Source organism: Microbacterium sp. XT11 (assembly GCF_001513675.1).
GTDB lineage: Bacteria > Actinomycetota > Actinomycetes > Actinomycetales > Microbacteriaceae > Microbacterium.
Genome location: NZ_CP013859.1, coordinates 2,323,552 through 2,344,408, shown reverse-complemented (window position 1 = coordinate 2,344,408; position 20,857 = coordinate 2,323,552). Strand labels below are relative to the sequence as shown.

General features: G+C 67.6%; 21 protein-coding genes and 1 other RNA gene. 3 read left to right on the top strand and 19 right to left on the bottom strand.

Annotated features, from left to right (window positions below):
- Nucleotides 1-23 precede the first annotated feature (23 nt).
- Nucleotides 24-722, bottom strand: a complete 699-nt coding sequence (locus AB663_RS10840) for a GntR family transcriptional regulator (protein ID WP_067198832.1) — start codon at nucleotides 720-722, stop codon at nucleotides 24-26.
- Nucleotides 723-1,104: 382 nt separating this feature from the next.
- Nucleotides 1,105-1,474: a transfer-messenger RNA gene (gene ssrA / locus AB663_RS10835) on the bottom strand.
- A 131-nt stretch (nucleotides 1,475-1,605) separates the two neighbouring features.
- Here ssrA and AB663_RS10830 point away from each other — a divergent pair.
- Nucleotides 1,606-2,268: an SIMPL domain-containing protein gene (locus AB663_RS10830; RefSeq protein ID WP_067198830.1), complete on the top strand. Its 663-nt coding sequence runs from the start codon at nucleotides 1,606-1,608 to the stop codon at nucleotides 2,266-2,268.
- Between the two features lie 74 nt (nucleotides 2,269-2,342).
- On the opposite strand, the gene hflX is transcribed toward AB663_RS10830, so the two are convergent.
- Nucleotides 2,343-3,851, bottom strand: coding sequence for a GTPase HflX (gene hflX, locus AB663_RS10825; protein WP_067198828.1), 1,509 nt, complete (start codon nucleotides 3,849-3,851; stop codon nucleotides 2,343-2,345).
- A 66-nt stretch (nucleotides 3,852-3,917) separates the two neighbouring features.
- Between hflX and AB663_RS10820 the strand changes: the two genes are divergently transcribed.
- On the top strand, nucleotides 3,918-4,559 hold the full coding sequence (locus tag AB663_RS10820) for a class I SAM-dependent methyltransferase (RefSeq protein ID WP_067198826.1): 642 nt from the start codon (nucleotides 3,918-3,920) through the stop codon (nucleotides 4,557-4,559).
- A gap of 53 nt (nucleotides 4,560-4,612) precedes the next feature.
- On the opposite strand, the gene dapF is transcribed toward AB663_RS10820, so the two are convergent.
- The 13 genes from dapF to dapA form a co-directional block, all read right to left on the bottom strand.
- The gene (gene dapF, locus AB663_RS10815; protein ID WP_067198824.1) at nucleotides 4,613-5,485 is read right to left on the bottom strand and encodes a diaminopimelate epimerase; all 873 of its coding nucleotides are present in this window, start codon (nucleotides 5,483-5,485) and stop codon (nucleotides 4,613-4,615) included.
- Between the two features lie 9 nt (nucleotides 5,486-5,494).
- On the bottom strand, nucleotides 5,495-6,025 hold the full coding sequence (locus AB663_RS10810) for a dihydrofolate reductase family protein (protein ID WP_067198822.1): 531 nt from the start codon (nucleotides 6,023-6,025) through the stop codon (nucleotides 5,495-5,497).
- A gap of 57 nt (nucleotides 6,026-6,082) precedes the next feature.
- Complete coding sequence (gene miaA, locus AB663_RS10805) at nucleotides 6,083-6,994, bottom strand: tRNA (adenosine(37)-N6)-dimethylallyltransferase MiaA (protein ID WP_067198820.1); 912 nt, start codon at nucleotides 6,992-6,994, stop codon at nucleotides 6,083-6,085.
- Nucleotides 6,991-8,538 carry a tRNA (N6-isopentenyl adenosine(37)-C2)-methylthiotransferase MiaB gene (gene miaB, locus AB663_RS10800; protein WP_067198817.1) on the bottom strand — a complete coding sequence of 516 codons (1,548 nt, stop codon included), beginning with the start codon at nucleotides 8,536-8,538 and terminating at the stop codon, nucleotides 6,991-6,993. The genes miaA and miaB overlap by 4 nt, the downstream gene beginning before the upstream one ends.
- 66 nt (nucleotides 8,539-8,604) lie before the next feature.
- Nucleotides 8,605-9,480, bottom strand: a complete 876-nt coding sequence (locus AB663_RS10795) for a regulatory protein RecX (RefSeq protein WP_067198815.1) — start codon at nucleotides 9,478-9,480, stop codon at nucleotides 8,605-8,607.
- 56 nt (nucleotides 9,481-9,536) lie between these two features.
- Nucleotides 9,537-10,586, bottom strand: a complete 1,050-nt coding sequence (recA, locus tag AB663_RS10790) for a recombinase RecA (RefSeq protein ID WP_067198813.1) — start codon at nucleotides 10,584-10,586, stop codon at nucleotides 9,537-9,539.
- Between the two features lie 254 nt (nucleotides 10,587-10,840).
- A complete protein-coding gene (locus tag AB663_RS10785; RefSeq protein WP_067198811.1) occupies nucleotides 10,841-11,062 on the bottom strand; it encodes a DUF3046 domain-containing protein in 222 nt (73 codons plus the stop codon).
- A 22-nt stretch (nucleotides 11,063-11,084) separates the two neighbouring features.
- Nucleotides 11,085-11,393: a helix-turn-helix domain-containing protein gene (locus tag AB663_RS10780; RefSeq protein WP_067198809.1), complete on the bottom strand. Its 309-nt coding sequence runs from the start codon at nucleotides 11,391-11,393 to the stop codon at nucleotides 11,085-11,087.
- A 141-nt stretch (nucleotides 11,394-11,534) separates the two neighbouring features.
- Nucleotides 11,535-12,017 carry a CinA family protein gene (locus AB663_RS10775; RefSeq protein WP_067198807.1) on the bottom strand — a complete coding sequence of 161 codons (483 nt, stop codon included), beginning with the start codon at nucleotides 12,015-12,017 and terminating at the stop codon, nucleotides 11,535-11,537.
- On the bottom strand, nucleotides 12,014-12,589 hold the full coding sequence (pgsA, locus tag AB663_RS10770) for a CDP-diacylglycerol--glycerol-3-phosphate 3-phosphatidyltransferase (RefSeq protein WP_067198804.1): 576 nt from the start codon (nucleotides 12,587-12,589) through the stop codon (nucleotides 12,014-12,016). Before pgsA ends, AB663_RS10775 begins: the two co-directional genes overlap by 4 nt.
- The gene (locus tag AB663_RS10765) at nucleotides 12,589-15,333 is read right to left on the bottom strand and encodes a DNA translocase FtsK (protein WP_067198801.1); all 2,745 of its coding nucleotides are present in this window, start codon (nucleotides 15,331-15,333) and stop codon (nucleotides 12,589-12,591) included. The genes pgsA and AB663_RS10765 overlap by 1 nt, the downstream gene beginning before the upstream one ends.
- Nucleotides 15,334-15,426: 93 nt before the next feature.
- Complete coding sequence (locus AB663_RS10760) at nucleotides 15,427-17,103, bottom strand: ribonuclease J (protein WP_067198798.1); 1,677 nt, start codon at nucleotides 17,101-17,103, stop codon at nucleotides 15,427-15,429.
- Nucleotides 17,104-17,172: 69 nt separating this feature from the next.
- Entirely contained in the window at nucleotides 17,173-18,150 is a 978-nt protein-coding gene (dapA, locus tag AB663_RS10755; RefSeq protein ID WP_067198796.1) for a 4-hydroxy-tetrahydrodipicolinate synthase, read from the bottom strand.
- Nucleotides 18,151-18,238: 88 nt separating this feature from the next.
- On the opposite strand from dapA, the gene AB663_RS10750 reads away from it, so the two are divergent.
- Nucleotides 18,239-18,778 (top strand): NUDIX domain-containing protein, encoded by a 540-nt coding sequence (locus tag AB663_RS10750; protein ID WP_067198794.1) that lies wholly within the window; start codon nucleotides 18,239-18,241, stop codon nucleotides 18,776-18,778.
- 20 nt (nucleotides 18,779-18,798) lie between these two features.
- Here AB663_RS10750 and AB663_RS10745 read toward each other — a convergent pair whose 3' ends face one another.
- The 3 genes from AB663_RS10745 to AB663_RS10735 are packed head-to-tail and all read right to left on the bottom strand — an operon-like array spanning nucleotide 18,799 to nucleotide 20,844.
- Nucleotides 18,799-19,560, bottom strand: a complete 762-nt coding sequence (locus AB663_RS10745) for an SDR family NAD(P)-dependent oxidoreductase (RefSeq protein ID WP_067198792.1) — start codon at nucleotides 19,558-19,560, stop codon at nucleotides 18,799-18,801.
- 1 nt (nucleotide 19,561) lies between these two features.
- Nucleotides 19,562-20,038, bottom strand: a complete 477-nt coding sequence (locus tag AB663_RS10740; RefSeq protein WP_067198789.1) for a dihydrofolate reductase — start codon at nucleotides 20,036-20,038, stop codon at nucleotides 19,562-19,564.
- Nucleotides 20,035-20,844 carry a thymidylate synthase gene (locus tag AB663_RS10735; RefSeq protein ID WP_067198787.1) on the bottom strand — a complete coding sequence of 270 codons (810 nt, stop codon included), beginning with the start codon at nucleotides 20,842-20,844 and terminating at the stop codon, nucleotides 20,035-20,037. The genes AB663_RS10740 and AB663_RS10735 overlap by 4 nt, the downstream gene beginning before the upstream one ends.
- Between the last annotated feature and the right edge of the window lie 13 nt (nucleotides 20,845-20,857).

Genomic DNA, 20,857 nt, shown 5'->3' with positions numbered 1-20,857 from the left:
GCCGTCTCCCCTGCCGAATCAGATCAGGAGCGGAAGAAGACCTCACGTGCGGCCCGCGCAGCTGCTTCACGCTCGTCGTCGCGAACCGCCGCGGCGAGCGCGGCCAGACCACCGGCGAATCGTTCCCGTACGTCGTCGGACGCACCGAGCACGATCAAGTTGCGGAGAATCAGGTACCACGAGTCTCCGAGCAGGCATCGGTAGAGGTCATTGCCGCTGTGGTCTGTGAAGTAGCCGAACAGAGCGATCTGCGCGGGCAGCCATTCGCTGCGGGAGTCGATCTGCGCGACAACGGCGTCGATCAGCTTCAGGACGTGGTCACGTCCGGCGGAATCGAGATGTGGAAAGGCCAGGTACACGACGTTACTGGCATAGAGCCCGGCGAACTCCCATGTCGCTCGGGCCATCCCATCGGTGATCTCGGTGACTGTGGTGTATCGACTCGGAAGCATCCGCACGAGTCCGATCCGCTCGAGCCGCTGCATCGCCTCCCGCACGGATGTGCGGGAGATGCCGAACTCCGCGGCCAGAGCGCGATCGTTGATACGGGACCCAGGCGGATAGTCACCGTTCATGATGCGACTGGCGATGCCGTGGAACACGTCCTCGGCGAGCACAGACACGGTGGGACGCCGACGCGTGACGGTGATGGTCGCCTCGGCATGCGGCGTGGGAGGGTCTGGGCTGTCGGTGATGAGAGGAACCGATCGGTCGGAGTCCATGAGGCGTCCTAAGGGTGAGGGGCTTCGGTACCGTAGACGGCGGCGCGCGGGCGAGGCACGCGCATGCAGTCCCGGTACCCGCGGAATGGTATCGATACCATTCCGCGGTCCTCGTATTATGTCGACCGGTGTCCGCGAAACTACGGCGTCCCCTCGATTGCAACAACCCATTCTGGAATTCCGGTGTGCCTCTTCTCTCCCCGCAGACCGATCCGTGAGCCCGATCCAGCAGGCGTGGTCCCAGAGGTACACGCGGCCGGACCGGTGAAACGTATGAAGAAAGGGCGAACCCTCGGGTTCTCGAGGCGTGGCCTCAGATGCAGAGAGGCCCGCCTCCCCGGTGTTCACCAGGGAGGCGGGCCTTTGACTCGCGACAGCGACCTGGTGGAGCTGGGGGGAATCGAACCCCCGTCCAACGCTGAGTCTCCACGCCTTCTCCGGGCGCAGTCTGTGCAGACGTTCTACTCGGCCCCGACCTTTGTCACAGACACCTAAGTCGACAGGCCCAGTCTGGGAAGAGTCCCACGTGACGTCCAGACGCCGTCACGCAGCAAGATTCCTAGATGACGCCAGGATCCGTATCGGAATCACATACGGTCTGACGGACTATCGGGCTCGCTTAGGCAGCGAGGGCGAAGTCAGTGCGCTTGGATTCGGCACTTATTGTTTTGCAGAGAGCGTTAACGAGATAACTCTGCATCCTCGGCCCGCTTCTCGTGGATTCACAGGCGCTGTCGAAACCGATCAGCCCCGTTGGCCTTCTCTCGAAGGAGCCGCTGTCGCGCTGTGGAGTTGTCACTCGGATGCCTGTGCACCCGAGCATCACAGACTACAACCATTTGAGCGCTCTCGCCATTCCATGCCCCTGGCGTAGAGTCACGGCATGAGCGAAGTGACGATCACCGTCCGCGGAGAGAGCGAGACGCGCGTCGCGCCCGAGCGGGCGACCGCGCGGGTGAGCGTGCGCGCCGAGGGCGATGAGCGGGCCCGCGTCGTCGACGGCGTGATGGGTCTCGCCGAGCCGGTGCGCGAGAGCATCGCGCACCTGGAGCCATCCGGAGCCGTCGCGGATTGGAGCAGCACGAGCATGACCGTGCGTGCCGAGCGTCCGTGGAACGCCGAAGGCCGGCGACTGGATCCCGTCTACCATGCGAGCATCGACGTCACGGCGACGTTCACGTCCGTCACGGAGCTGTCCACGTGGATGAGCGACATCTCGTCCTGGGACGGCGTCGAAGTCGGCGCGATCGACTGGCATCTCACGCCTGAGACGAGGGCTCGCGTCGAGCGCGATGTGGCAGCGGCCGCCGTCGAGGTCGCCGTCGGCCGCGCCAGGGCGTATGCCGACGCGCTCGGGCTCAGTCACGTGACGCCGGTGGAGATCGCGGACGTCGGACTCCTGTCCCCTGGCCAGCCCGGTCCCGGTCCTGCGGCGATGAAGGCGCGCGGCGTCGCGTTCGCGGCCGACGCCGGACCGTCGATGCAGTACGAGCCGGATGACATTCTCATCGCGGCGACGGTCGAGGCACGGTTCATCGCCCGCTGACCGTCTGGGCGACGCGGCCGCCCCGTACCGCTCGGTCCGCCGCCGCGTAGGCCGTGGCCGGCCGGCCGCACCACTCAGGGGGTTGTGGCGAAGGGCGCCAGATCTGCAGCGAGCCGCTCCGACACGCGAGCGTGCACGGCAGTGCCCTGCTCACGATGCTCGACAGAAAGCAGCATCCCGGTCTCGTGGATCGCCGCGACGAGATCTCCCCGGTCGTACGGGACGACAGCGTGAACCTCGACAGCGGGCTTCGGCAGGGCCTCCTCGATCGCGGCGCGCAGCTCGGCGATGCCCTCACCCGAACGCGACGAGACGAAGTGCGCCTTCGGCTCGAGTCCGCGCAGCACGAGTCGCTCGTCGTCGTCGATGAGATCCGCCTTGTTGAAGACGACGATCTCGGGCATGTCGCGCACTCCCACATCGCCCATGACGTCGCGGACGGTCTGCAGCTGACCAGCCGGGTCGGGGTGCGAGCCGTCCACCACATGCAGGATGACGTCGGCGTCGCCGACCTCCTCCAGCGTGGAGCGGAACGCCTCGACGAGCTGGTGCGGCAGGTTTCGCACGAACCCGACCGTGTCGGTCAACGTGAAGACGCGGCCGTCGGACGTTTCCGACCGGCGCACCGTCGCGTCCAGCGTCGCGAACAAGGCGTTCTCGACGAGCACGCCGGCGCTCGTCAACGCGTTGAGCAGACTCGACTTTCCCGCGTTCGTGTAGCCGGCGATGGCGACCGACGGAATGGTGTTGCGCCTGCGCTCCGCACGCTTCGCCTCTCGTGCCGGCGCGAAATCGCGGATCTGTCGACGCAGCTGCGCCATCCTCGTGCGGATGCGGCGGCGGTCCAGCTCGATCTTGGTCTCACCAGGACCGCGCGAGCCCATCCCGGCGCCGCCGGCGCCGACCTGGCCACCGGCCTGACGGCTCATCGACTCACCCCATCCACGGAGCCGTGGGAGGAGGTACTCGAGCTGCGCGAGTTCGACCTGCGCCTTGCCCTCGCGACTCTTGGCATGCTGGCTGAAGATGTCCAGGATCACCGTGGTGCGGTCGATGACCTTGACCTTGACCACGTCTTCGAGGGCTCGTCTCTGGCTGGGCGCCAGCTCGGTGTCGGCGATGACGGTGTCGGCACCCGTGGCCGCGACGATGTCCTTCAGCTCCTGCGCCTTGCCCCGTCCGATGTACGTTGCCGCGTCAGGGTGCGGTCGACGCTGGAGCACGCCATCGAGGACCACCGCGCCGGCGGTCTCCGCCAGCGCCGCGAGCTCGCGCAGAGAGTTCTCCGCGTCTTCCTGAGCCCCCTGCGGGTAAACGCCGACGAGCACGACGTTCTCAAGACGCAGCTGCCGGTACTCGACCTCGGTAACGTCTTCGAGCTCGGTCGACAGACCGGCGACGCGACGAAGAGCGTGGCGGTCTTCCAGATCCCACTGCTCGCCGTCGGCCGTTCCGTGCGCGGCGGTGGCTTCGTCCTGCAGCGCTTGCGCGGCGCCGAAGACCCTGACCTCAGTGCGCTTCTCGGCATTGGCAAGGACGCGCTCGATCGCTTCGCCGTCGTGGGAGGGTGTGGTTTCCGTCATCCGTTCCTGATCTCTGGTTTGTTTCGAGCCTTAACCTTAGCCCGCGGTGTCCGGTACGCTCGCCGTATGGGGTCCGACCATTACTTCACTGCGGCCCCGGCAAGCCCCGAGAACCTGCGTACGATCCGCGTGACGCTCGCAGGCCGTGAGCTCGACGTCACCACTGCGGGGGGCGTCTTCAGCCCGGATCGTCTGGATGCCGGAACTGCCGTTCTTCTCGCCAGCATGCCGCCCGTGCCCCCGGGGGGCAATCTTCTCGACCTCGGCAGCGGGTGGGGTCCGATCACGCTGTCGATGGCCCTCGCGGCCCCGCATGCCACCATCTGGGCGGTCGATGTCAACGAACGGGCGCTGGACCTGGTGCGGCGCAACGCTGCGTCTCTCGGGCTCATCAATGTCAACGCCGTCACCCCGGACGATGTTCCCGGTGACGTGACATTCCGCACGATCCGCTCCAATCCGCCGATCCGCGTGGGCAAGAACGAACTGCACGGACTTCTCGAGCGATGGATTCCGCGACTCGACGAACGCAGCGACGCGTGGCTCGTCGTGCAGCGGAATCTCGGCGCCGATTCCCTGCAGCGCTGGATCGCTGCGACGTTCCAGCCGGGATACAGCGTGTTCCGAACCGCGACGAGCAAGGGCTACCGGGTGCTGAAGGTTCGCAAGCACGGTTCGCCTCCGACGGAGCCGATCGCGATCGGCTGACACCCGCCGCGGGATTCGGATCCGACTCGTCGGGGGCCCAGCGCTCCGGGATGTCAGACGAGCTCGACCTCTCCATGGAACACCAGCTGCGCAGGTCCGGACAGTGCGACGTGCTCGCCGTCTTCGGCAGGGAACATGCGCACCCCGAGCGCGCCCCCCGGGACCTCGACGTGCCAGGCGTTCGGAGCGCTCTCCCCTGCCCAGTGCCGAACGGCCAGCGCCGTGGCGGCGACTCCGGTGCCGCAGCTGAGCGTTTCACCCACACCGCGCTCGAAAACCCGCATCCGCACGTAACCGACTCCGTCGCGCACGAGCGGCTCCTCGGGCACGGCGAACTCCACATTCGCCCCGGCTGCGGGCACCGGGTCGAGCGCCGGAGCGCGATGCAGTTCGAGGCCGGCAAGCTCGGCCTCCGCCGCCAACGCGACGACCACGTGCGGGTTCCCCACGTCGATCCCCAGGCCGGGACGAGTCACCGGCAAGCCGTCAGCCGTGACCAGCGGATCGTGCCCGGAGAGTCGCCAGCGGCCGAGGTCGACTTGATAGCCGGTGCCGCTGCGGACGACATCGCGCACCCCGGCTCTGGTCCCGATGGGCAGCGTGGTTCCGGGTTCGAGCGTCGCGAGCCCGGAACGCACGAGGTAGTGCGCGAACACCCGGATGCCGTTGCCGCACATCTCCGCGACCGATCCGTCGGCGTTGCGGTAGTCCATGAACCACTCGGCGTCGGGTTCCTCGGCCAGCGAGGCCGCTCCATCGGGGAGGGAGCGCGAGCGGACCACACGGAGCACGCCGTCGGCGCCGATGCCCACGTGACGATCGCATAGCGCTGCCACCTGATCGGGGCGCAGCTCGAGCTCGCCATCGGGATCGGCGATGATGACGAAGTCGTTGCCGGTACCGTGCCCCTTGGTGAATGCGACCATCCGCCCAGTCTATTCAGGACGCAGCACCCGGTAGCGCGTGCACACGAAGTCGCGATTGCGCTGCAGGTCGACGAGCTCGAGGTCGAGGCGGCGAGGCAACAGCGGCGCACCGGACCCGAGGGTCACGGGCGCATACTGCACCCATACCTCATCGAGCAATCCCGCATCCGCGAACTGTCCCGCCAGCTCGCCGCCACCGACCACCCACAGGTCTTTCCCGTTCGACGCTCGCGTCATCTCGTCGTGCACACGCGCCACATCACCCTGCGTGAATCGGATGTCGGCACCCTCGATCACGGCGAGATCGCGGTGGGTCATCACCCACGTGGGTTGCGGGTACGGCCACGGCTCATCGCTGTGCGCGAGAAGCCATTCATAGGTCGAGGCGCCCATGACGATGGCGCCGATCGCGTCGACGAAGCCGGGGTAGGCCATCGGTCCGTCGAGGTCGATGTCACTCGAGAAGAGCCAATCGAGGGAGTGGTCTGAAGTCGCGATGAAACCGTCGAGACTTGACGCGGTGTAGAAGTGCGTGGTCATGCCTCCAAGTGTGCCCGTCACCTCCGACATCGGCAGGTCCGCACCGCTCGCATCGGCTCAGGACAGCAAGGTTCGCACGTCGACGGGTGGTGTGTGCCACACGAGGTCCGGATAGCGCCGGAACCAGGAGACCTGCCGTCGAGCGTACCGACGCGTCAGCGCCTGCGTCTCCGCGATCGCCTCTGCCGCGGTGTGCCGCCCGTCGAGCTGTGCGAGAGCCTGCGCATATCCGATCGCGCGCCGCGCCGTGACGCCGCGCTCGAGTCCCCGCTCCCGCAGAGCAGCGACCTCGTCCACGAGGCCCGCAGACCACATGGCCTCCACCCGCGCATCGAGCCGTTCGACCAGCCTGCTCCTCTCGACCTCCAGCCCGATGATGCGCGTGTGCGGATACCAGAGCCGCGGTGCGTCCGGCAATGCGGCCCCGTGCGTCGAGCCTCCCTGAGCGAGGATCTCGAGAGCGCGGACGACCCGGCGCCCGTTTCGCGGGTCGATGCGCTCCGCTGTGCCCTGATCGATCTGCCGCAGCCGATCGAACAACGCTCCGACGCCGTCTCGCTCGAGCTCACTTTCGAGCCGCGCCCGCGCCTCCGGGTCGCGCGGAGGGAAGGCGAAATCGAAGACGACGCTGGACACGTAGAGGCCCGAGCCTCCGACGAGGATGGCATCGGCGCCCCGAGCATGGATCTCCGTGATGGCGGTCCTGGCGAGCGGCTGATACCAGGCGACCGCGGCCTCCTCCGTGACGTCTCGGACGTCGAGAAGGTGATGCGGAATGCCACGTCTTTCGTGCGGGGCCAGTTTGGCGGTCCCGATGTCCATGCCTCTGTACAGCTGCATGGCGTCCGCGTTGACGATCTCCGCCACGTTGCCCTGCGCCCTCAGGTGCTCGGCGAGATCGAGCGCGAGGTCGCTCTTGCCCGTGCCGGTGGCACCGACCACCGCCCAGAGGCGAGGTGCTGCCGTCACACGCCCACGCGCAGAGTGGGCAGCCCCAGGGACACCGGGCGCGGGCCGCCCGCCGCCGCAGGGGCGGGAACCGCGCACGACTCGGCTTGCGCCCGGTCCCACGCGTCGCCTCCGCGCGTGCGGCGGATGCGCAGCGGCGCTCCCGTCGGATCGTCGGCGAGCAGGTGGAACGGAGCGGCGTGGGTGATGGTCACGGTGACGGCGTCACCGGGGCGCGGGATCTCGGAACCCGGGGTCACCTCGAAGTGCACGAGGCGATTGTCTTGAGCACGACCGGTGAGCCGGTGGGTCTCGGCATCCTTCTTGCCCTCTCCGACGGAGACGAGGACCTCGACCTCGCGGCCGACCTGCTTCTGATTCTCCTCGAGGGAGATGCGCTCCTGGAGGGCGATCAGACGGTCGTAGCGCTCCTGGACGACCTCCTTGGGGATCTGGTCCTCCATGGCGGCCGCAGGCGTACCCTCGCGGATCGAGTACTGGAACGTGAACGCACCGGAGAAGCGCGCCTGTTCGACGACGCGCAGCGTGTCTTCGAAGTCCTCGTCAGTCTCACCGGGGAAACCGACGATGATGTCGGTGGTGATCGCGGCGTGCGGGATGCGCTCGCGCACCCGGTCGAGGATGCCGAGGAACCGCTCGCTGCGGTAGGAACGGCGCATCGCGCGGAGGATGCGGTCGCTACCCGACTGGAGGGGCATGTGCAGCTGCGGCATGACACTGGGCGTCTCCGCCATCGCATCGATGACGTCGTCGGTGAAGGCCGCAGGATGTGGGCTGGTGAAGCGGATCCGCTCGAGACCCTCGATCTCGCCCGCAGCGCGGAGGAGCTTGCCGAACGCCTGGCGGTCGCCGAACTCCACACCGTACGAATTCACGTTCTGGCCCAGGAGCGTGATCTCGATGGCGCCGTCTTCGACCAGCAGCCGGATCTCGTTGAGAATGTCACCGGGTCGACGGTCCTTCTCCTTGCCGCGCAGACTCGGCACGATGCAGAAGGTGCAGGTGTTGTTGCAGCCGACCGAGATCGACACCCAGCCGCTGTGCGCAGAGTCCCGTTTCGTCGGAAGCGTGGACGGGAACACCTCGAGCGATTCGAGGATCTCGAGCTCGGCCTCGCCGTTGTGCCGTGCGCGCTCGAGGAGGCCCGGAAGCGAGCCCATGTTGTGGGTGCCGAACACGACGTCGACCCAAGGAGCCTTGTCGAGGACGGCCTGCTTGTCCATCTGGGCGAGGCATCCACCGACGGCGATCTGCATGCCCTCCTTGCGACGCTTCACGGCCGCCAGATGCCCGAGCGTGCCGTAGAGCTTGCCTGCCGCGTTGTCGCGCACCGCGCAGGTGTTGATGATGACGACATCAGCCTCATCTCCGGCGGCAGCCCGCACGTAGCCCGCGCTCTCGAGCGAACCGGCCAATCGCTCAGAGTCGTGGACGTTCATCTGGCACCCGAAGGTGCGGACCTCATAAGACCGCCGACGGCCGTCGGCATCGATCGCCGCCGATGACGCACGGATGATCGTCGGCTCACTGCGCGGGATAGTCATGATCCCTCCATTCTACGAGCGTCCGTGACGAACGCGGATGCGCGGACGAGCCCTCTACGGGCCGGCTCATTCCGAGTCCACGAACCTCACGCGCGAAGCAGGCCGGTGGGAGCTCTCCGCAAGGGCCGTCGTGGCGGCCGACATCGCCTGCGGGCCGCTGTATCCGCGTCGCGCGAGCTGCCCGAGCAGTCGCCGCAGAGCCGTATCGCGGTCGAGGCCGGACATCGTTCTCGCCTTCGAGCGGGCGAACTCGAGGGCGCGTTCGGCGTCGTCATCGGGGAGCCCGGCAAGTGCCTGATCGATGACGTCACGCGGGATGCCCCTCTGCGACAGCGCGCGGGCGAGTGCGATGCGTCCCTGCCCCTTGCGTTCGGCGCCCGTCGTGACGATGTGCCATGCGAGGGTCGCGTCGTCGAGGTATCCCCGGCGCGAGAAGTCGTCGATGACATCATCGATCTGCGCGGCAGTGAGTCGCTCGCCATCCATCTCGACGCCGCGCAGCACCGTGCGAGCCTCGGCGACGGACAGCGACTTCGAACGCAGCTTGCGTACGAGCACCTCCTCGCCGGTGCGGCGCATCGCCTCGGAGTCGACGACGGGCGCGGTGACGCCTCCGGTGTTCACCGCTCGTAGCCGGCGGGTGCTGGGGGTGCCTCTTCCGCGACTGGGGTGGCCGGCGGTCTGGTCGCTCTCCATCGGGGAATCGTCGGTCGTCGCGTCATCCCACGTCGACCGCCAGAGTCCGGCATCCCCTGTGCGTCGTGGCACGATGCGCGCGGCCTCGGCCGCGGGATCTGCGGCAGCACCGGCCGCGGGATCTGCGGCAGCGCCGGCACGGGAGCCGCCGGTGGTGGCGGTCGACGCACCGCGAGGGGTGCGTCGACCGCCGCCGAACAACGGGATCACCGGCGCGACGTGGTCGCGATCGTTCGCATCAGCCATTGCCCGGCCTCACCCCCGTGCCGAGCAGCACATGCTGCTCACGTCGCGCCGAACCATCAGGCTGGACGCCTCTCCGCGAGCTCATCCGCGGGCGCCGCGGCCGCCGGAGCGGCGCCGATGCCGAGCTTCTGCTTGATCTGCGTCTCGATGGCCAGCGCGATGTCGGGATTGTTGAGAAGGAACGTCCGCGCGTTCTCCTTGCCCTGACCCAGCTGATCGCCGTCGTAGGTGTACCAGGAGCCGGACTTCTTCACGATGCCGTGCTCCACACCGAAATCGATCAGGCTGCCCTCTCGCGAGATGCCGATTCCGTAGAGGATGTCGAACTCGGCCTGCTTGAAGGGCGGCGCCATCTTGTTCTTGACCACCTTCACGCGAGTGCGGTTGCCGACAGCCTCCGCGCCGTCCTTCAGCGTCTCGATGCGGCGGATGTCGAGACGAACCGAGGCGTAGAACTTCAGCGCCTTACCACCGGCGGTGGTTTCGGGAGAGCCGAAGAACACACCGATCTTCTCGCGCAGCTGGTTGATGAAGATCGCAGTGGTCTTCGTCTGGTTGAGTCCACCGGTGAGCTTGCGCAGCGCCTGAGACATCAGTCGCGCCTGAAGACCGACGTGGGAGTCGCCCATCTCGCCCTTGATCTCCGCCTCCGGGACGAGGGCGGCGACCGAGTCGATGACCACGAGATCGATCGCACCGGAGCGGATCAGCATGTCGGCGATTTCGAGCGCTTGCTCGCCTGTGTCGGGCTGCGATACCAGGAGCTGGTCGATGTCGACGCCCAGCTTCGCGGCGTAGTCGGGATCGAGAGCGTGCTCGGCGTCGACGAACGCGGCGATGCCGCCGGCCCGCTGGACGTTGGCGATGGCATGAAGGGTCAGCGTGGTCTTACCCGATGACTCCGGACCGTAGATCTCGATGATGCGTCCGCGTGGCAGACCTCCGATTCCCAGCGCGACGTCGAGCGCGATGGACCCCGTGGGAATGACCTCGACAGGAGCGCGCTCGTCGCTGCCCAGTCGCATGATGGAGCCCTTGCCGAACTGTCGTTCGATCTGGGCGAGTGCGGAATCCAGTGCCTTGTCGCGGTCGTCTGGAGATGGCATGACGTGCTCCTTCGAGAGTTGATTCTGCCGCCTGTAGGCTGTCGCGGTCCTCCCGGTTGGGCGGAACTCTCCGACAAGGCGTATGGCTCTTCGGCCTGTTCTTCACCGTACGGGGGGCTACGGACATTCGTCTTCGCGTACCCACGAGCGGTGGAGAACGGGTTCTCAGAACCACTTGTGCAGAAGACTACGCCGCTTCGAACAGATCTTCGAGAAGCACGGACACGGCGTGTCGAATCTCTCGGAACCGGCGCTCAACGCCGACGCGGCTCCAGTCGACCGACGCCGTGGCGCCGCTCGAGCGGAACATCGGTCTCGGCGCACAGCGCGAGCCAGATCTCGCGCGGCGGGACGCCGGCGTCGAGAGCCTCAGCCGCCGTCGTTCCGATCGCAGAGAGCACGAGATCATCGACGAGCGATGCAGCGCGTCCTTGGAACTCCGCCTCGACCGCGCGAAGGAACTCGCTTCGCCGCATGCTCTGAAGACGTTCCGGTCGATCAGTGCAGCGAGAGCTGCGGCTCGACCGATGCCACGAGGTCGTCTGGGACGACGTCGGGGAACACCTGCAGGCCCTCGAGCACCGAGATCCGGTCGCCGACCTCGCGCATGATGGTGGAGATCGGTACATCGAGCGCGTCAGCCACGGAAGCAAGGATCTCGCTCGACGCTTCCTTCTGGCCGCGCTCCACCTCGCTGAGATAACCGAGAGCCACGGACGCCTTGCTCGCCACCTGGCGGAGCGTGCGGCCCTTCTGCAGACGGAAGTCCCTCAGCACATCGCCGATTTCCTGTCGTACAAGAATCATCGGGACCTCCTCCCCGTTAGCCCTTTCAGGGTCTCCCCCGATGGGATGGCCAGTTTAGTACTACCAGCGGTCAAAAAATCTACCCTTGCACTCTGTGCTTTCGATGTGAGCACGTTTATGACAACGGAGTCGACCGGCGCGCTATTCCCCGATCGCGCCGAGGAGCGCGTCGACGGCTGCATCCACGGTCTGCCGCCGGATCTCCTCCCGCGTCCCTGCGAGGATCAGAGAGGTCACCGTCGTCGACTCCGGCGTGACGACGCCGATGTGAACGGTGCCCACAGGCTGGCCGTCCGGCGATGTGGGTCCGGCGATCCCTGTCGTGGAGACTCCGACGTCGGCCGGTCGTCCGTCGACCGCGACAGCCGCACGCACACCTGCCGCCATCTGTCGCGCGACCTCGGGATGGACGGCGCCGAACTCCGCGAGGAGCTCACCATCGACGCCGAGGAGCGTGTGCTTCACGGGAGTCGCGTACGCCACGACAGCCCCGAGCAGCGTCGCCGAGGCTCCGGGGACCGACACGACGGCCGCACTCAGAGCGCCGCCTGTGAGCGACTCGGCCACCCCCAGGGTCCACCCTCGATCGCCGAGCACGGATACGGCCCTCGACGCGCCGTTCATGAGCCCGAGCGCGCGCCGCGCACCTGCGCGACGATGTAGTCGATGCCGCTGGCGACGGTGAGGACCAGCACGACCACCATGAGGACAGCCGTCACGAGGGTCCACGCAGGAATGCCGATGAACGTGTGAAGTGGAAGCAACGCCCACCCGAGCGCGACGCCCTGCACGGCCGTCTTCAGCTTCCCCATCCACGCAGCCGCAACCACGTGCTCACGCGAGATCATGAGCCGATGGATCGTGATCCCCCACTCGCGCACGAGGATGATCACGACGATCCACCAGTTCACCTCCGCGAGGATCGCCAGCCCCAGGAACCCGGCACCGGTGAGCAGCTTGTCGGCGATCGGGTCCCACAGCTTCCCGAAGTCGCTCACGATGTCGTACCTGCGTGCGAGGTATCCGTCGACCCAGTCAGTGGAGATCGCCACGATGAAGAGCACGCCGGCCGTCCAGCGCATGGTCGGATTCCCGAGTCCGTAGGTGCCGCCCAGCACGAGCAGCACGAAGAACACGACCGCGAGCGGGATCCGCGCAACCGTGATCGCATTGGGGAGCTGCCGCGGGATGGCCATCAGTCGCGTCCTGTCAGGCCCCAGGCGTCTTCATCGCCCTCCGCCTCGACCACGGGCAGCCCGTCGAACTGCGCCTCCACTGGATCGCGCTCGGGAGCTGCGGCGGCTCCGGGCGCCTGGCCGGTTGCAGGGGCGGGTGCGGCAGGCGCGGGAACATCCTCGCCGCGGAGCTTGGCGAGCACCTGAGGCAGCTGCTCCGGAGTGGCCAGCACGTCGCGGGCCTTCGATCCCTCGGACGGTCCGACGATCTCGCGGGACTCGAGCAGATCCATCAGACGCCCGGCCTTGGCGAACCCGACGCGCAGCTTGCGCTGGAGCATGGAGGTCGATCCGAACTGCGACGACACGATGAGCTCGGCCGCGGCGAGCAGCAGCTCGAGGTCGTCGCCGATGTCCTCGTCGACCTCCTTCTTCTTGCTCGGCTCCAGCGCCTCCTGCACGTCGGGACGGTACTCCGGACGCGCCTGACGGGTGACGTGCTTGACGACCGCGTCGATCTCCTTCTCGTCAACCCATGCGCCTTGCAGACGGAAGGGCTTCGACGAGCCCATCGGAGAGAACAGCGCGTCGCCCTGACCGATCAGCTTGTCGGCTCCGGGGCTGTCGAGGATCACGCGGCTGTCGGTGACGCTCGTCACCGCGAAGGCGAGGCGAGAGGGGACGTTGGCCTTGATGAGACCCGTGACGACGTCAACGCTCGGGCGCTGGGTCGCCAGCACGAGGTGGATGCCGGATGCGCGCGCGAGCTGGGTGATGCGCACGATCGAGTCCTCGACATCACGAGGTGCCACCATCATGAGGTCTGCGAGCTCGTCGACGACGACGAGGAGGTACGGATACGGCTTGAGCACCCGCTCGCTGCCCACCGGCACCTCCACCTCACCCGCACGGACGGCGCGGTTGAAGTCGTCGATGTGGCGGAAGCCGAACGACGCGAGGTCGTCGTAGCGCATGTCCATCTCCTTCACGACCCACTGCAGCGCCTCGGCGGCCTTCTTGGGGTTCGTGATGATGGGTGTGATCAGGTGCGGCACACCCGCGTAGCTGGTCAGCTCGACGCGCTTCGGGTCGATGAGCACCATGCGCACCTCGGAGGGGCGCGCTCGCATCAACAGGCTTGTGATCATCGAGTTCACGAAGCTCGACTTACCGGATCCGGTGGAGCCCGCCACGAGGAGGTGCGGCATCTTCGCGAGATTGGCCACGACGAAGTTGCCGCCGACATCCTTGCCGACGCCGATCGTCAGGGGGTGCGTGCTCTTCAGCGCAGCCTGGGAACGCAGCACGTCACCGAGAGCCACCGTCTCACGATCGGTGTTGGGGATCTCGATGCCGATGGCGCTCTTGCCGGGGATCGGTGAGAGGATGCGGACGTCGTTGGAGGCGACCGCGTAGGCGAAGTTGTTGCTGAGCTGCAGGATCTTCTCGACCTTGACCCCGTGCCCGACCTCGACCTCGTACTGAGTGACCGTCGGGCCCCTCGAGAAGCCTGTGACCTTGGCGTCCACGTTGAACTGCGTGAGCACGCTGGTGATCTGCTCGACGATGCGGTCGTTCGCCTCCGAACGCGCGACCGCAGGCGGGCCGTCGGCGAGCAGGCCCGGAGACGGAAGGACGTACGGGGTGACAGGTGCCTGCGGGCCGCCTGCGCCGGGGCCGTCGGTGCCGAAGCCGTCGAGGCCGGGGAGCTCGGGCAGCTCGCCCGTGTCCGATCCGTCGTCGAGGAGAGCCGTCGTCTGCTGCTCCGCGAGAGCGTCGGTGACCGAGCGCACGTCGGACAGCACTTCGGTCGCGGCGTCGTACGGGTCGGCCACCGTCACGGCCTGATCGTACGCCGGAGTGCTCTCGGTCGTGGAGAGCAGGGCGGTGACGTCGTCCGAATCCAAGCCGCCCTCGTCCGGGTCCTCCTCGCGGCCCGTCTTGTTGCGGCGCCACCACGGAAGCACGTCGGGATCGTCGACCTTGTCGGCCTCGTCGATCGCGGCTGCGGCCTTCGCCGGCTTCTCCGGGCGCTCGGCGCCGAACATCCACGCGTAGAGATCACCCAGCCTTTGACCGATGCGGTTCGGCGGGGTCTTCGTGAGGATGAGAATGCTGAGGATCGCCAACAGCGACAGGACCGCGTAAGCGCCGACCGGGGTGAGGTACGACAGCGGTTCGCCGATCAGCCACCCGAAGAGACCGCCGGCCTCGCTCAGCGCGACCATGCCCTCCTTCGGGTGCGGGCGCACGAGCGCCCCGAACTTGTCGGGATGAGCGGCGGCGTTGTGGCAGAAGCCCGCCAACGTGACGATGAACAGCCCGAAGCCGATCCCGATCCGTCCGTTGTCGTGGACCGACGACGGGTGCCGGAACAGCCACCCGGCGAGCACGACGAGCAGCACGGGCATGATGAACGCGACACGTCCGACGAGGAGCCCGACCGAGTACGCGCTGATGTTCGCCGCGACCTCGTTGCCGATGAAGAACCATTCGTTGACCGCGCCTGCGATCGCCAGGAGGACGAGCAGCAGCGGGAAGCCGTCTCTACGGTCGTCCTTCTCGAGGGTCTCGGGTCCGAAAGCGCGGAACAGACCGCCGACGCCGTGCGAAAGGCCGTTCCAGGCACGCACCGCCACCGGAGGCTTGTCGACGTCGTCGATGTACTTCTTCGGCGCAGCCTGAGCCTTCGCGGCCGCCTGCCGCTTCGGGCGAGGCGTGGCGTTCTCCGACGCGCGCGCGGACTTCGTGGTGCTCCTGGGCATGCTCTCACGTTACGGCCAGGCACCGACATCTCCGCGCAGTGACGCGGCGTTCCCCGCCGTTCGACCGCCGCGACGCGTCGGCGACGCCGGTCGTCAGGCTTCGATGACGAGCGGCACGATCATCGGCCGACGGCGCAGCTTCTGGTTGACCCAGCGACCGATGGTGCGGCGGACGACCTGCGAGAGTGCGTGGGTGTCGCGCACGCCGTTGCCCGACGCCTCCTTGAGCGCGGCGACGATCTTCGGCCGGACGTCGTCGAAGACCGAATCGTCCTCCGCGATGCCGCGCGCATGGATCTCGGGACCGGAGATGATCCGCCCCGTGGCCGCGTCGACCACGACGATGACAGAGACGAAGCCCTCTTCGCCGAGGATCCTTCGGTCCTTGAGGTCGGCATCCGTGATCTCGCCGACCGTCGAGCCGTCGACGTACACGAAGCCCAGGTCGAGCTGACCGGCGACGCGGGCATCGCCGTCCCTGAGATCGATGACCGTGCCGTTCGAGGCGATGATCGTCCGCTCTTCGGGGATGCCTGTGTCCTGGGCGAGCTTGGCATTGGCCATGAGGTGCCGGTACTCGCCGTGCACGGGCAGCACGTTCTTGGGCTTGAGGATGTTGTAGCAGTACAGCAGCTCGCCGGCGGCCGCGTGGCCGGAGACGTGCACGCGGGCGTTCGCCTTGTGCACGACGTTGGCGCCGAGCTTGGTCAGACCGTCGATCACCCGGTACACGGCGTTCTCGTTGCCAGGGATCAGACTCGACGCGAGGATCACGGTGTCGCCCGGCCCGGGCTCGATGGCGTGGTCGAGGTTCGCCATCCGGCTGAGGACGGCCATGGGCTCACCCTGCGATCCCGTGGACATGTAGACGATCCGGTCGTCCGGAAGGTCGCGCGCCTTCTTGTAGTCGATGAGGATGCCGTCCGGCACCTTGAGGTACCCGAGCTCTTCGGCGATCGTCATGTTGCGTACCATGCTCCGCCCGAGCAGCGCCACGCGGCGGCCGTGCGCGGCTGCCGCGTCGATGACCTGCTGCACGCGGTGCACGTGACTGGAGAAGCTGGCGACGATCACCCGCCGCGGCGCCTTGCCGATCACCTGGTCGAGGACCGGTCCGATCGACCGCTCGGTCGGAGTGAACCCCGGCACATCGGCGTTCGTCGAGTCGACGAGGAAGAGGTCGACCCCCTCCTCCCCCAGTCGCGAGAAGGCGCGCAGGTCGGTGATGCGCCCGTCGAGCGGGAGCTGGTCCATCTTGAAATCGCCCGTGGCCAGCACGAGTCCCGCCGGCGTGCGGATGGCGACGGCCAGCGCATCGGGGATCGAGTGGTTGACCGCGACGAACTCGAGGTCGAAAGGCCCGACCCTCTCCTTCTGCCCCTCCGTGACGGTGAGCGTGAAGGCCTTGATCCGGTGCTCCTTGAGCTTGGCCTCGACCAGCGCCAGCGTGAGCCCCGAGCCGATCAGCGGGATGTCGCTCTTCAGCCTCAGCAGGTAGGGCACCGCACCGATGTGGTCCTCGTGCCCGTGCGTGAGCACCACGCCGACGATGTCGTCGAGGCGGTGCTTGATCGGCTCGAAGTCGGGCAGGATCAGATCGACACCAGGCTGGTGCTCCTCGGGGAACAGCACACCGCAGTCGACGACGAGGATCTTGCCGTCGAACTCGAAGATGGTCATGTTGCGGCCGACCTCGCCGAGGCCGCCGAGCGGGGTGATCCGCAGCGTGCCCGCGTCGAGCGCGGCGGGTTCTGCGATGGGGATGGACATTGGTGTCTCCTCAGTCGGACACTCCACGCGTCCGTCGGTTCATGCTGACGCCGGGCACAGCCCGCCGCGTCAGCGCGTCGTGCCGTGCACCTTCGGCAGGGCACCGCCGGCGGCCGCGTTGCGGTCGGGGCGGAAGTTCGAGAAATCGGCTCCGGGAACGCCGTTCACCAGGTCGAGTTCGTCCTCGATGAGCGCCGCCTCCCACTCCTCCGGTCCGACCAGCGGCAGTCGCACGCGCGGGCTGGAGATGCGTCCGAGTCCGTGCAGGATGTACTTCGCCGCCACGGTTCCCGGGACGTGCGTCATCACGGCCCGCACGAGCGGCTCCAGCCGCTTGTGCTCGGCCGTGGCGGTGGAGAGGTCTCCGCGGTTCACCGCATCGACGATCGTGCGGTACGGGGTCGCCGCGATGTTGGCGGTGACGCCGATGAGCCCCGTGGCGCCGATGGCGAGGTGCGGGAGCACGTTCGCATCGTCGCCGGAGAAGTACATCAGATCGGTCTGATTGAGCACGCGGCTGACCTCGCTGAAGTCGCCCTTGGCGTCTTTGACCGCGAGGATGTTCGGGTGCTTGGCGAGGCGCAGGATCGTCTCGTACTTGATCGGCACGCCCGTGCGTCCGGGGATGTCGTAAAGGATCACCGGAAGATCGGTCGCGTCGGCCACCAGGCGGAAGTGCGTGAGGATGCCTGCCTGCGTTGGCTTGTTGTAGTACGGCGTGACGATCATGATGCCGTCGGCGCCGGCCTTCTCGCTGGCCTTGTAGAGCTCGATGGCGTGGGCCGTCTCGTTGGAGCCGCCGCCCGTGATGATCTTCGCCCGTCCGGCCGAGACGGACTTGCCGACCTCGACGAGCTTGAGCTTCTCGGGGTCCGTCAGGGTCGAGGTCTCGCCGGTCGTTCCCGTCACGACGACGCCGTCAGCACCCGCGGTGATGACGTCATCGATGTGCTTCTCGACGGCGGGCCAGTCGACTTCGCCGTCGGCCGTCATGGGAGTGACGAGCGCGACGAGAACCTGTCCGAAGGGGTTGCCCGAGTGCGTCATGCACCAAGCGTATCGTTTCGCGTGCCGCTCACGTCGACGTCGCGTGAGGATGACGTGCCGGATCGCCGCGCGCGCGTAGGCTCGGAGCATGCCATGGATCACCCGTGCCTCGCGCTCCGTCTATGCGAACAACTGGATCTCGGTGCGGGAGGACGACGTGACCGGCCCCGCGGGCGACGGCATCTACGGTGTCGTGACCATGCGGCATCCCGCGGTCTTCGTCGTCGCCGTCGACGAGCGCGACCGCGTGTGCCTCGTCACCGTCGACCGCTACACCGTGGGCGAGTCGATCGAGGTGCCCGCAGGCGGAAGCGACGGCGAGGACCCGGAGCAGGCCGCTCGGCGGGAGCTTCTCGAGGAGACGGGATTCGAGGCCGCCCGGTGGCAGCGACTCGGCACCATGACGGCCCTGAACGGCATCGCCGATGCCCCGGAGCACGTCTTCCTCGCGACAGGGCTGACGGCCGTCGGCGGAGCGGAGGAGAGCCGCGCGGAGGAGGGCATCTCACGCGTCGCGTGGGTGCCGTTCGCCGACGTGATGACCATGATCGCCGACGGCCGTATCACGGACGGCGAGACCATCGCCGCGCTCGCGTATGCGGCGATCCATCTCGGACGTCTCCGCTAGCCGCGGCGCCCGCGCGCCGGTCAGACGCGTCCGCGCCGAGCGACCCTGGCGACGAACGAGCGCGGGAGCAACCCGGTCAGCGCCACGATCGCCTTGTAGCGCAGCGACGGGATGGACACCGGTGCACCGCGGGCCGCATCGCGCAGCCCTGCCCGCACGACATCGGGAGCCTGGAGCCAGAGAACCGAGGGCACGCCCTCCTGCCCGGCCTGCAGCCCCATGCGCGCGTGGAACGTGGTGTGCACGAATCCAGGGCAGAGCGCGGTGACCGAGACGCCGTCACCGGCGTACTCGGCGTTGGCCCAGCGGCTGAATCCGATCAGCCAGCTCTTGCACGCCGAGTACGTGGATCGCGAGATGAAGCCGGCGACAGACGCGACGTTGATGATGCGACCGCCGCGCCCCCGCATCGTCTGGAGCGCCGCGTGCATGAGACGCATGGACGCCTCCACGTGCACACGCAGATGCCGCACCTCGTCATCGATGTCGTTGTCGGCGAACTGCAGGGGCAGCCCGAAGCCGGCGTTGTTGACGAGCAGATCGACAGGATCGCCCGAATCGCGCAGGCGCGCGGCGACCCGCTCCACATCGTCTTCGCGGGCGAGATCGGCCACGATCACGTCGACGGCCACGCCGTGCTCGCCTCGCAGCTCGCCCGCGAGCTCCTCGAGCGCTTCTCGTGACCGTGCGACCAGCACGAGGTCGGCACGACGTCGCGCCAGCTGGCGTGCGAACTCGGCGCCGAGACCGGCGCTGGCGCCAGTGATCAGGGCGGTGGGCATGTCAGCGCTCGTATCCGAGGAAACGGTAGCGGATGCCGGTGCGGGAGGTCTGCCACTCCCCCTCGTCCACGAGCCTCCACCCGGTCGTCGGCGGCGCATAGGCGTCGCCGGCCACGTCCAGGTCGAGCTCCGTGACCTCGAGCCGGTCGGCGTCCTGGATCACCTGGCGGAAGATCTCCGCTCCGCCGATGATCCATACGCGGTCGCGCCCGCGCACGGCATCCGACACGGTCGCCGCACGCCGGGCGCCTTCTGCGGCCCAGTCCTGACTCCGGGTGATGACGATGTTCTCGCGGCCGGTAAGAGGCCGGAACCTCTCCGGCAAGGAGTCCCAGGTCTTGCGGCCCATGACGACCGGCGCACCGAGAGTGACCTCCTTGAAGTGCGCCAGATCCTCCGGGACGTGCCACGGCATGCCCCCTTCGGCCCCGATGACACCGTCGTGAGCCTGCGCCCAGATGAGCCCGACCCAGGTCATACGGCCACCGCCGCACGGATCGGAGCGTGGTGCTGATATCCCTCCACGACGAAGTCCTCGTAGCCGTAGTCGAAGATCGACGCGGGCCTGCGCGCGAAGCGCAGCGTGGGGTACGGGTACGGATCGCGCGAGAGCTGCTCGCGCACCTGATCCACATGGTTGTCGTAGATATGGCAGTCGCCGCCCGTCCACACGAAGTCGCCGGGCTCGAGACCCACCTGCTGCGCGATCATCAGCGTGAGCAGCGCGTAGGAGGCGATGTTGAACGGAACTCCGAGGAACAGGTCGGCACTGCGCTGGTAGAGCTGGCACGAGAGCCTGCCGTCGGCGACGTAGAACTGGAAGAGCGCGTGGCACGGGGCGAGCGCCATGTCGGGGATGTCCGCCGGGTTCCACGCCGACACGATGAGACGCCGGGAGTCGGGGGTCGCCCTGATCTGCTCGATCACTTCGGAGAGCTGGTCGATGCTGCGCCCGTCCGGGGCGGGCCACGAGCGCCACTGCACGCCGTAGACCGGGCCGAGGTCTCCGTCGGCATCCGCCCATTCGTCCCAGATCGTCACGCCGTGCTCTTGAAGCCAGCGCACGTTCGAGTCTCCGCGGAGGAACCAGAGCAGCTCGTACGCGATGGACTTGAAGTGCACCCGCTTCGTCGTGATGAGGGGGAAGCCCTTCGACAGGTCGAAGCGGATCTGCCGCCCGAACACGCTCGTGGTGCCCGTCCCCGTGCGATCAGACTTGTGCGTGCCGTTCTCCAGCACGTCGCGCAGCAGGTCTTCGTACGGAGTCGGCACGGCTTCGCTCATGACAGCCAGACTA

What these genes read in the sequence shown, in the direction of transcription:
- AB663_RS10785 (WP_067198811.1), bottom strand. Translation starts at nt 11,062, where the DNA reads ATGCGGCGAAGCGAGTTCCTTCGCGCGGTCGAGGCGGAGTTCCAAGGA.
- AB663_RS10750 (WP_067198794.1), top strand. Translation starts at nt 18,239, where the DNA reads ATGCCATGGATCACCCGTGCCTCGCGCTCCGTCTATGCGAACAACTGG.
- dapA (WP_067198796.1), bottom strand. Translation starts at nt 18,150, where the DNA reads ATGACGCACTCGGGCAACCCCTTCGGACAGGTTCTCGTCGCGCTCGTC.
- miaB (WP_067198817.1), bottom strand. Translation starts at nt 8,538, where the DNA reads ATGACTATCCCGCGCAGTGAGCCGACGATCATCCGTGCGTCATCGGCG.
- AB663_RS10735 (WP_067198787.1), bottom strand. Translation starts at nt 20,844, where the DNA reads ATGAGCGAAGCCGTGCCGACTCCGTACGAAGACCTGCTGCGCGACGTG.
- AB663_RS10810 (WP_067198822.1), bottom strand. Translation starts at nt 6,025, where the DNA reads ATGACCACGCACTTCTACACCGCGTCAAGTCTCGACGGTTTCATCGCG.
- AB663_RS10775 (WP_067198807.1), bottom strand. Translation starts at nt 12,017, where the DNA reads ATGAACGGCGCGTCGAGGGCCGTATCCGTGCTCGGCGATCGAGGGTGG.
- AB663_RS10760 (WP_067198798.1), bottom strand. Translation starts at nt 17,103, where the DNA reads ATGTCCATCCCCATCGCAGAACCCGCCGCGCTCGACGCGGGCACGCTG.
- AB663_RS10820 (WP_067198826.1), top strand. Translation starts at nt 3,918, where the DNA reads ATGGGGTCCGACCATTACTTCACTGCGGCCCCGGCAAGCCCCGAGAAC.
- AB663_RS10840 (WP_067198832.1), bottom strand. Translation starts at nt 722, where the DNA reads ATGGACTCCGACCGATCGGTTCCTCTCATCACCGACAGCCCAGACCCT.
- recA (WP_067198813.1), bottom strand. Translation starts at nt 10,586, where the DNA reads ATGCCATCTCCAGACGACCGCGACAAGGCACTGGATTCCGCACTCGCC.
- AB663_RS10765 (WP_067198801.1), bottom strand. Translation starts at nt 15,333, where the DNA reads ATGCCCAGGAGCACCACGAAGTCCGCGCGCGCGTCGGAGAACGCCACG.
- AB663_RS10745 (WP_067198792.1), bottom strand. Translation starts at nt 19,560, where the DNA reads ATGCCCACCGCCCTGATCACTGGCGCCAGCGCCGGTCTCGGCGCCGAG.
- AB663_RS10740 (WP_067198789.1), bottom strand. Translation starts at nt 20,038, where the DNA reads ATGACCTGGGTCGGGCTCATCTGGGCGCAGGCTCACGACGGTGTCATC.
- AB663_RS10830 (WP_067198830.1), top strand. Translation starts at nt 1,606, where the DNA reads ATGAGCGAAGTGACGATCACCGTCCGCGGAGAGAGCGAGACGCGCGTC.
- AB663_RS10795 (WP_067198815.1), bottom strand. Translation starts at nt 9,480, where the DNA reads ATGGCTGATGCGAACGATCGCGACCACGTCGCGCCGGTGATCCCGTTG.
- AB663_RS10780 (WP_067198809.1), bottom strand. Translation starts at nt 11,393, where the DNA reads ATGATTCTTGTACGACAGGAAATCGGCGATGTGCTGAGGGACTTCCGT.
- pgsA (WP_067198804.1), bottom strand. Translation starts at nt 12,589, where the DNA reads ATGGCCATCCCGCGGCAGCTCCCCAATGCGATCACGGTTGCGCGGATC.
- hflX (WP_067198828.1), bottom strand. Translation starts at nt 3,851, where the DNA reads ATGACGGAAACCACACCCTCCCACGACGGCGAAGCGATCGAGCGCGTC.
- dapF (WP_067198824.1), bottom strand. Translation starts at nt 5,485, where the DNA reads ATGGTCGCATTCACCAAGGGGCACGGTACCGGCAACGACTTCGTCATC.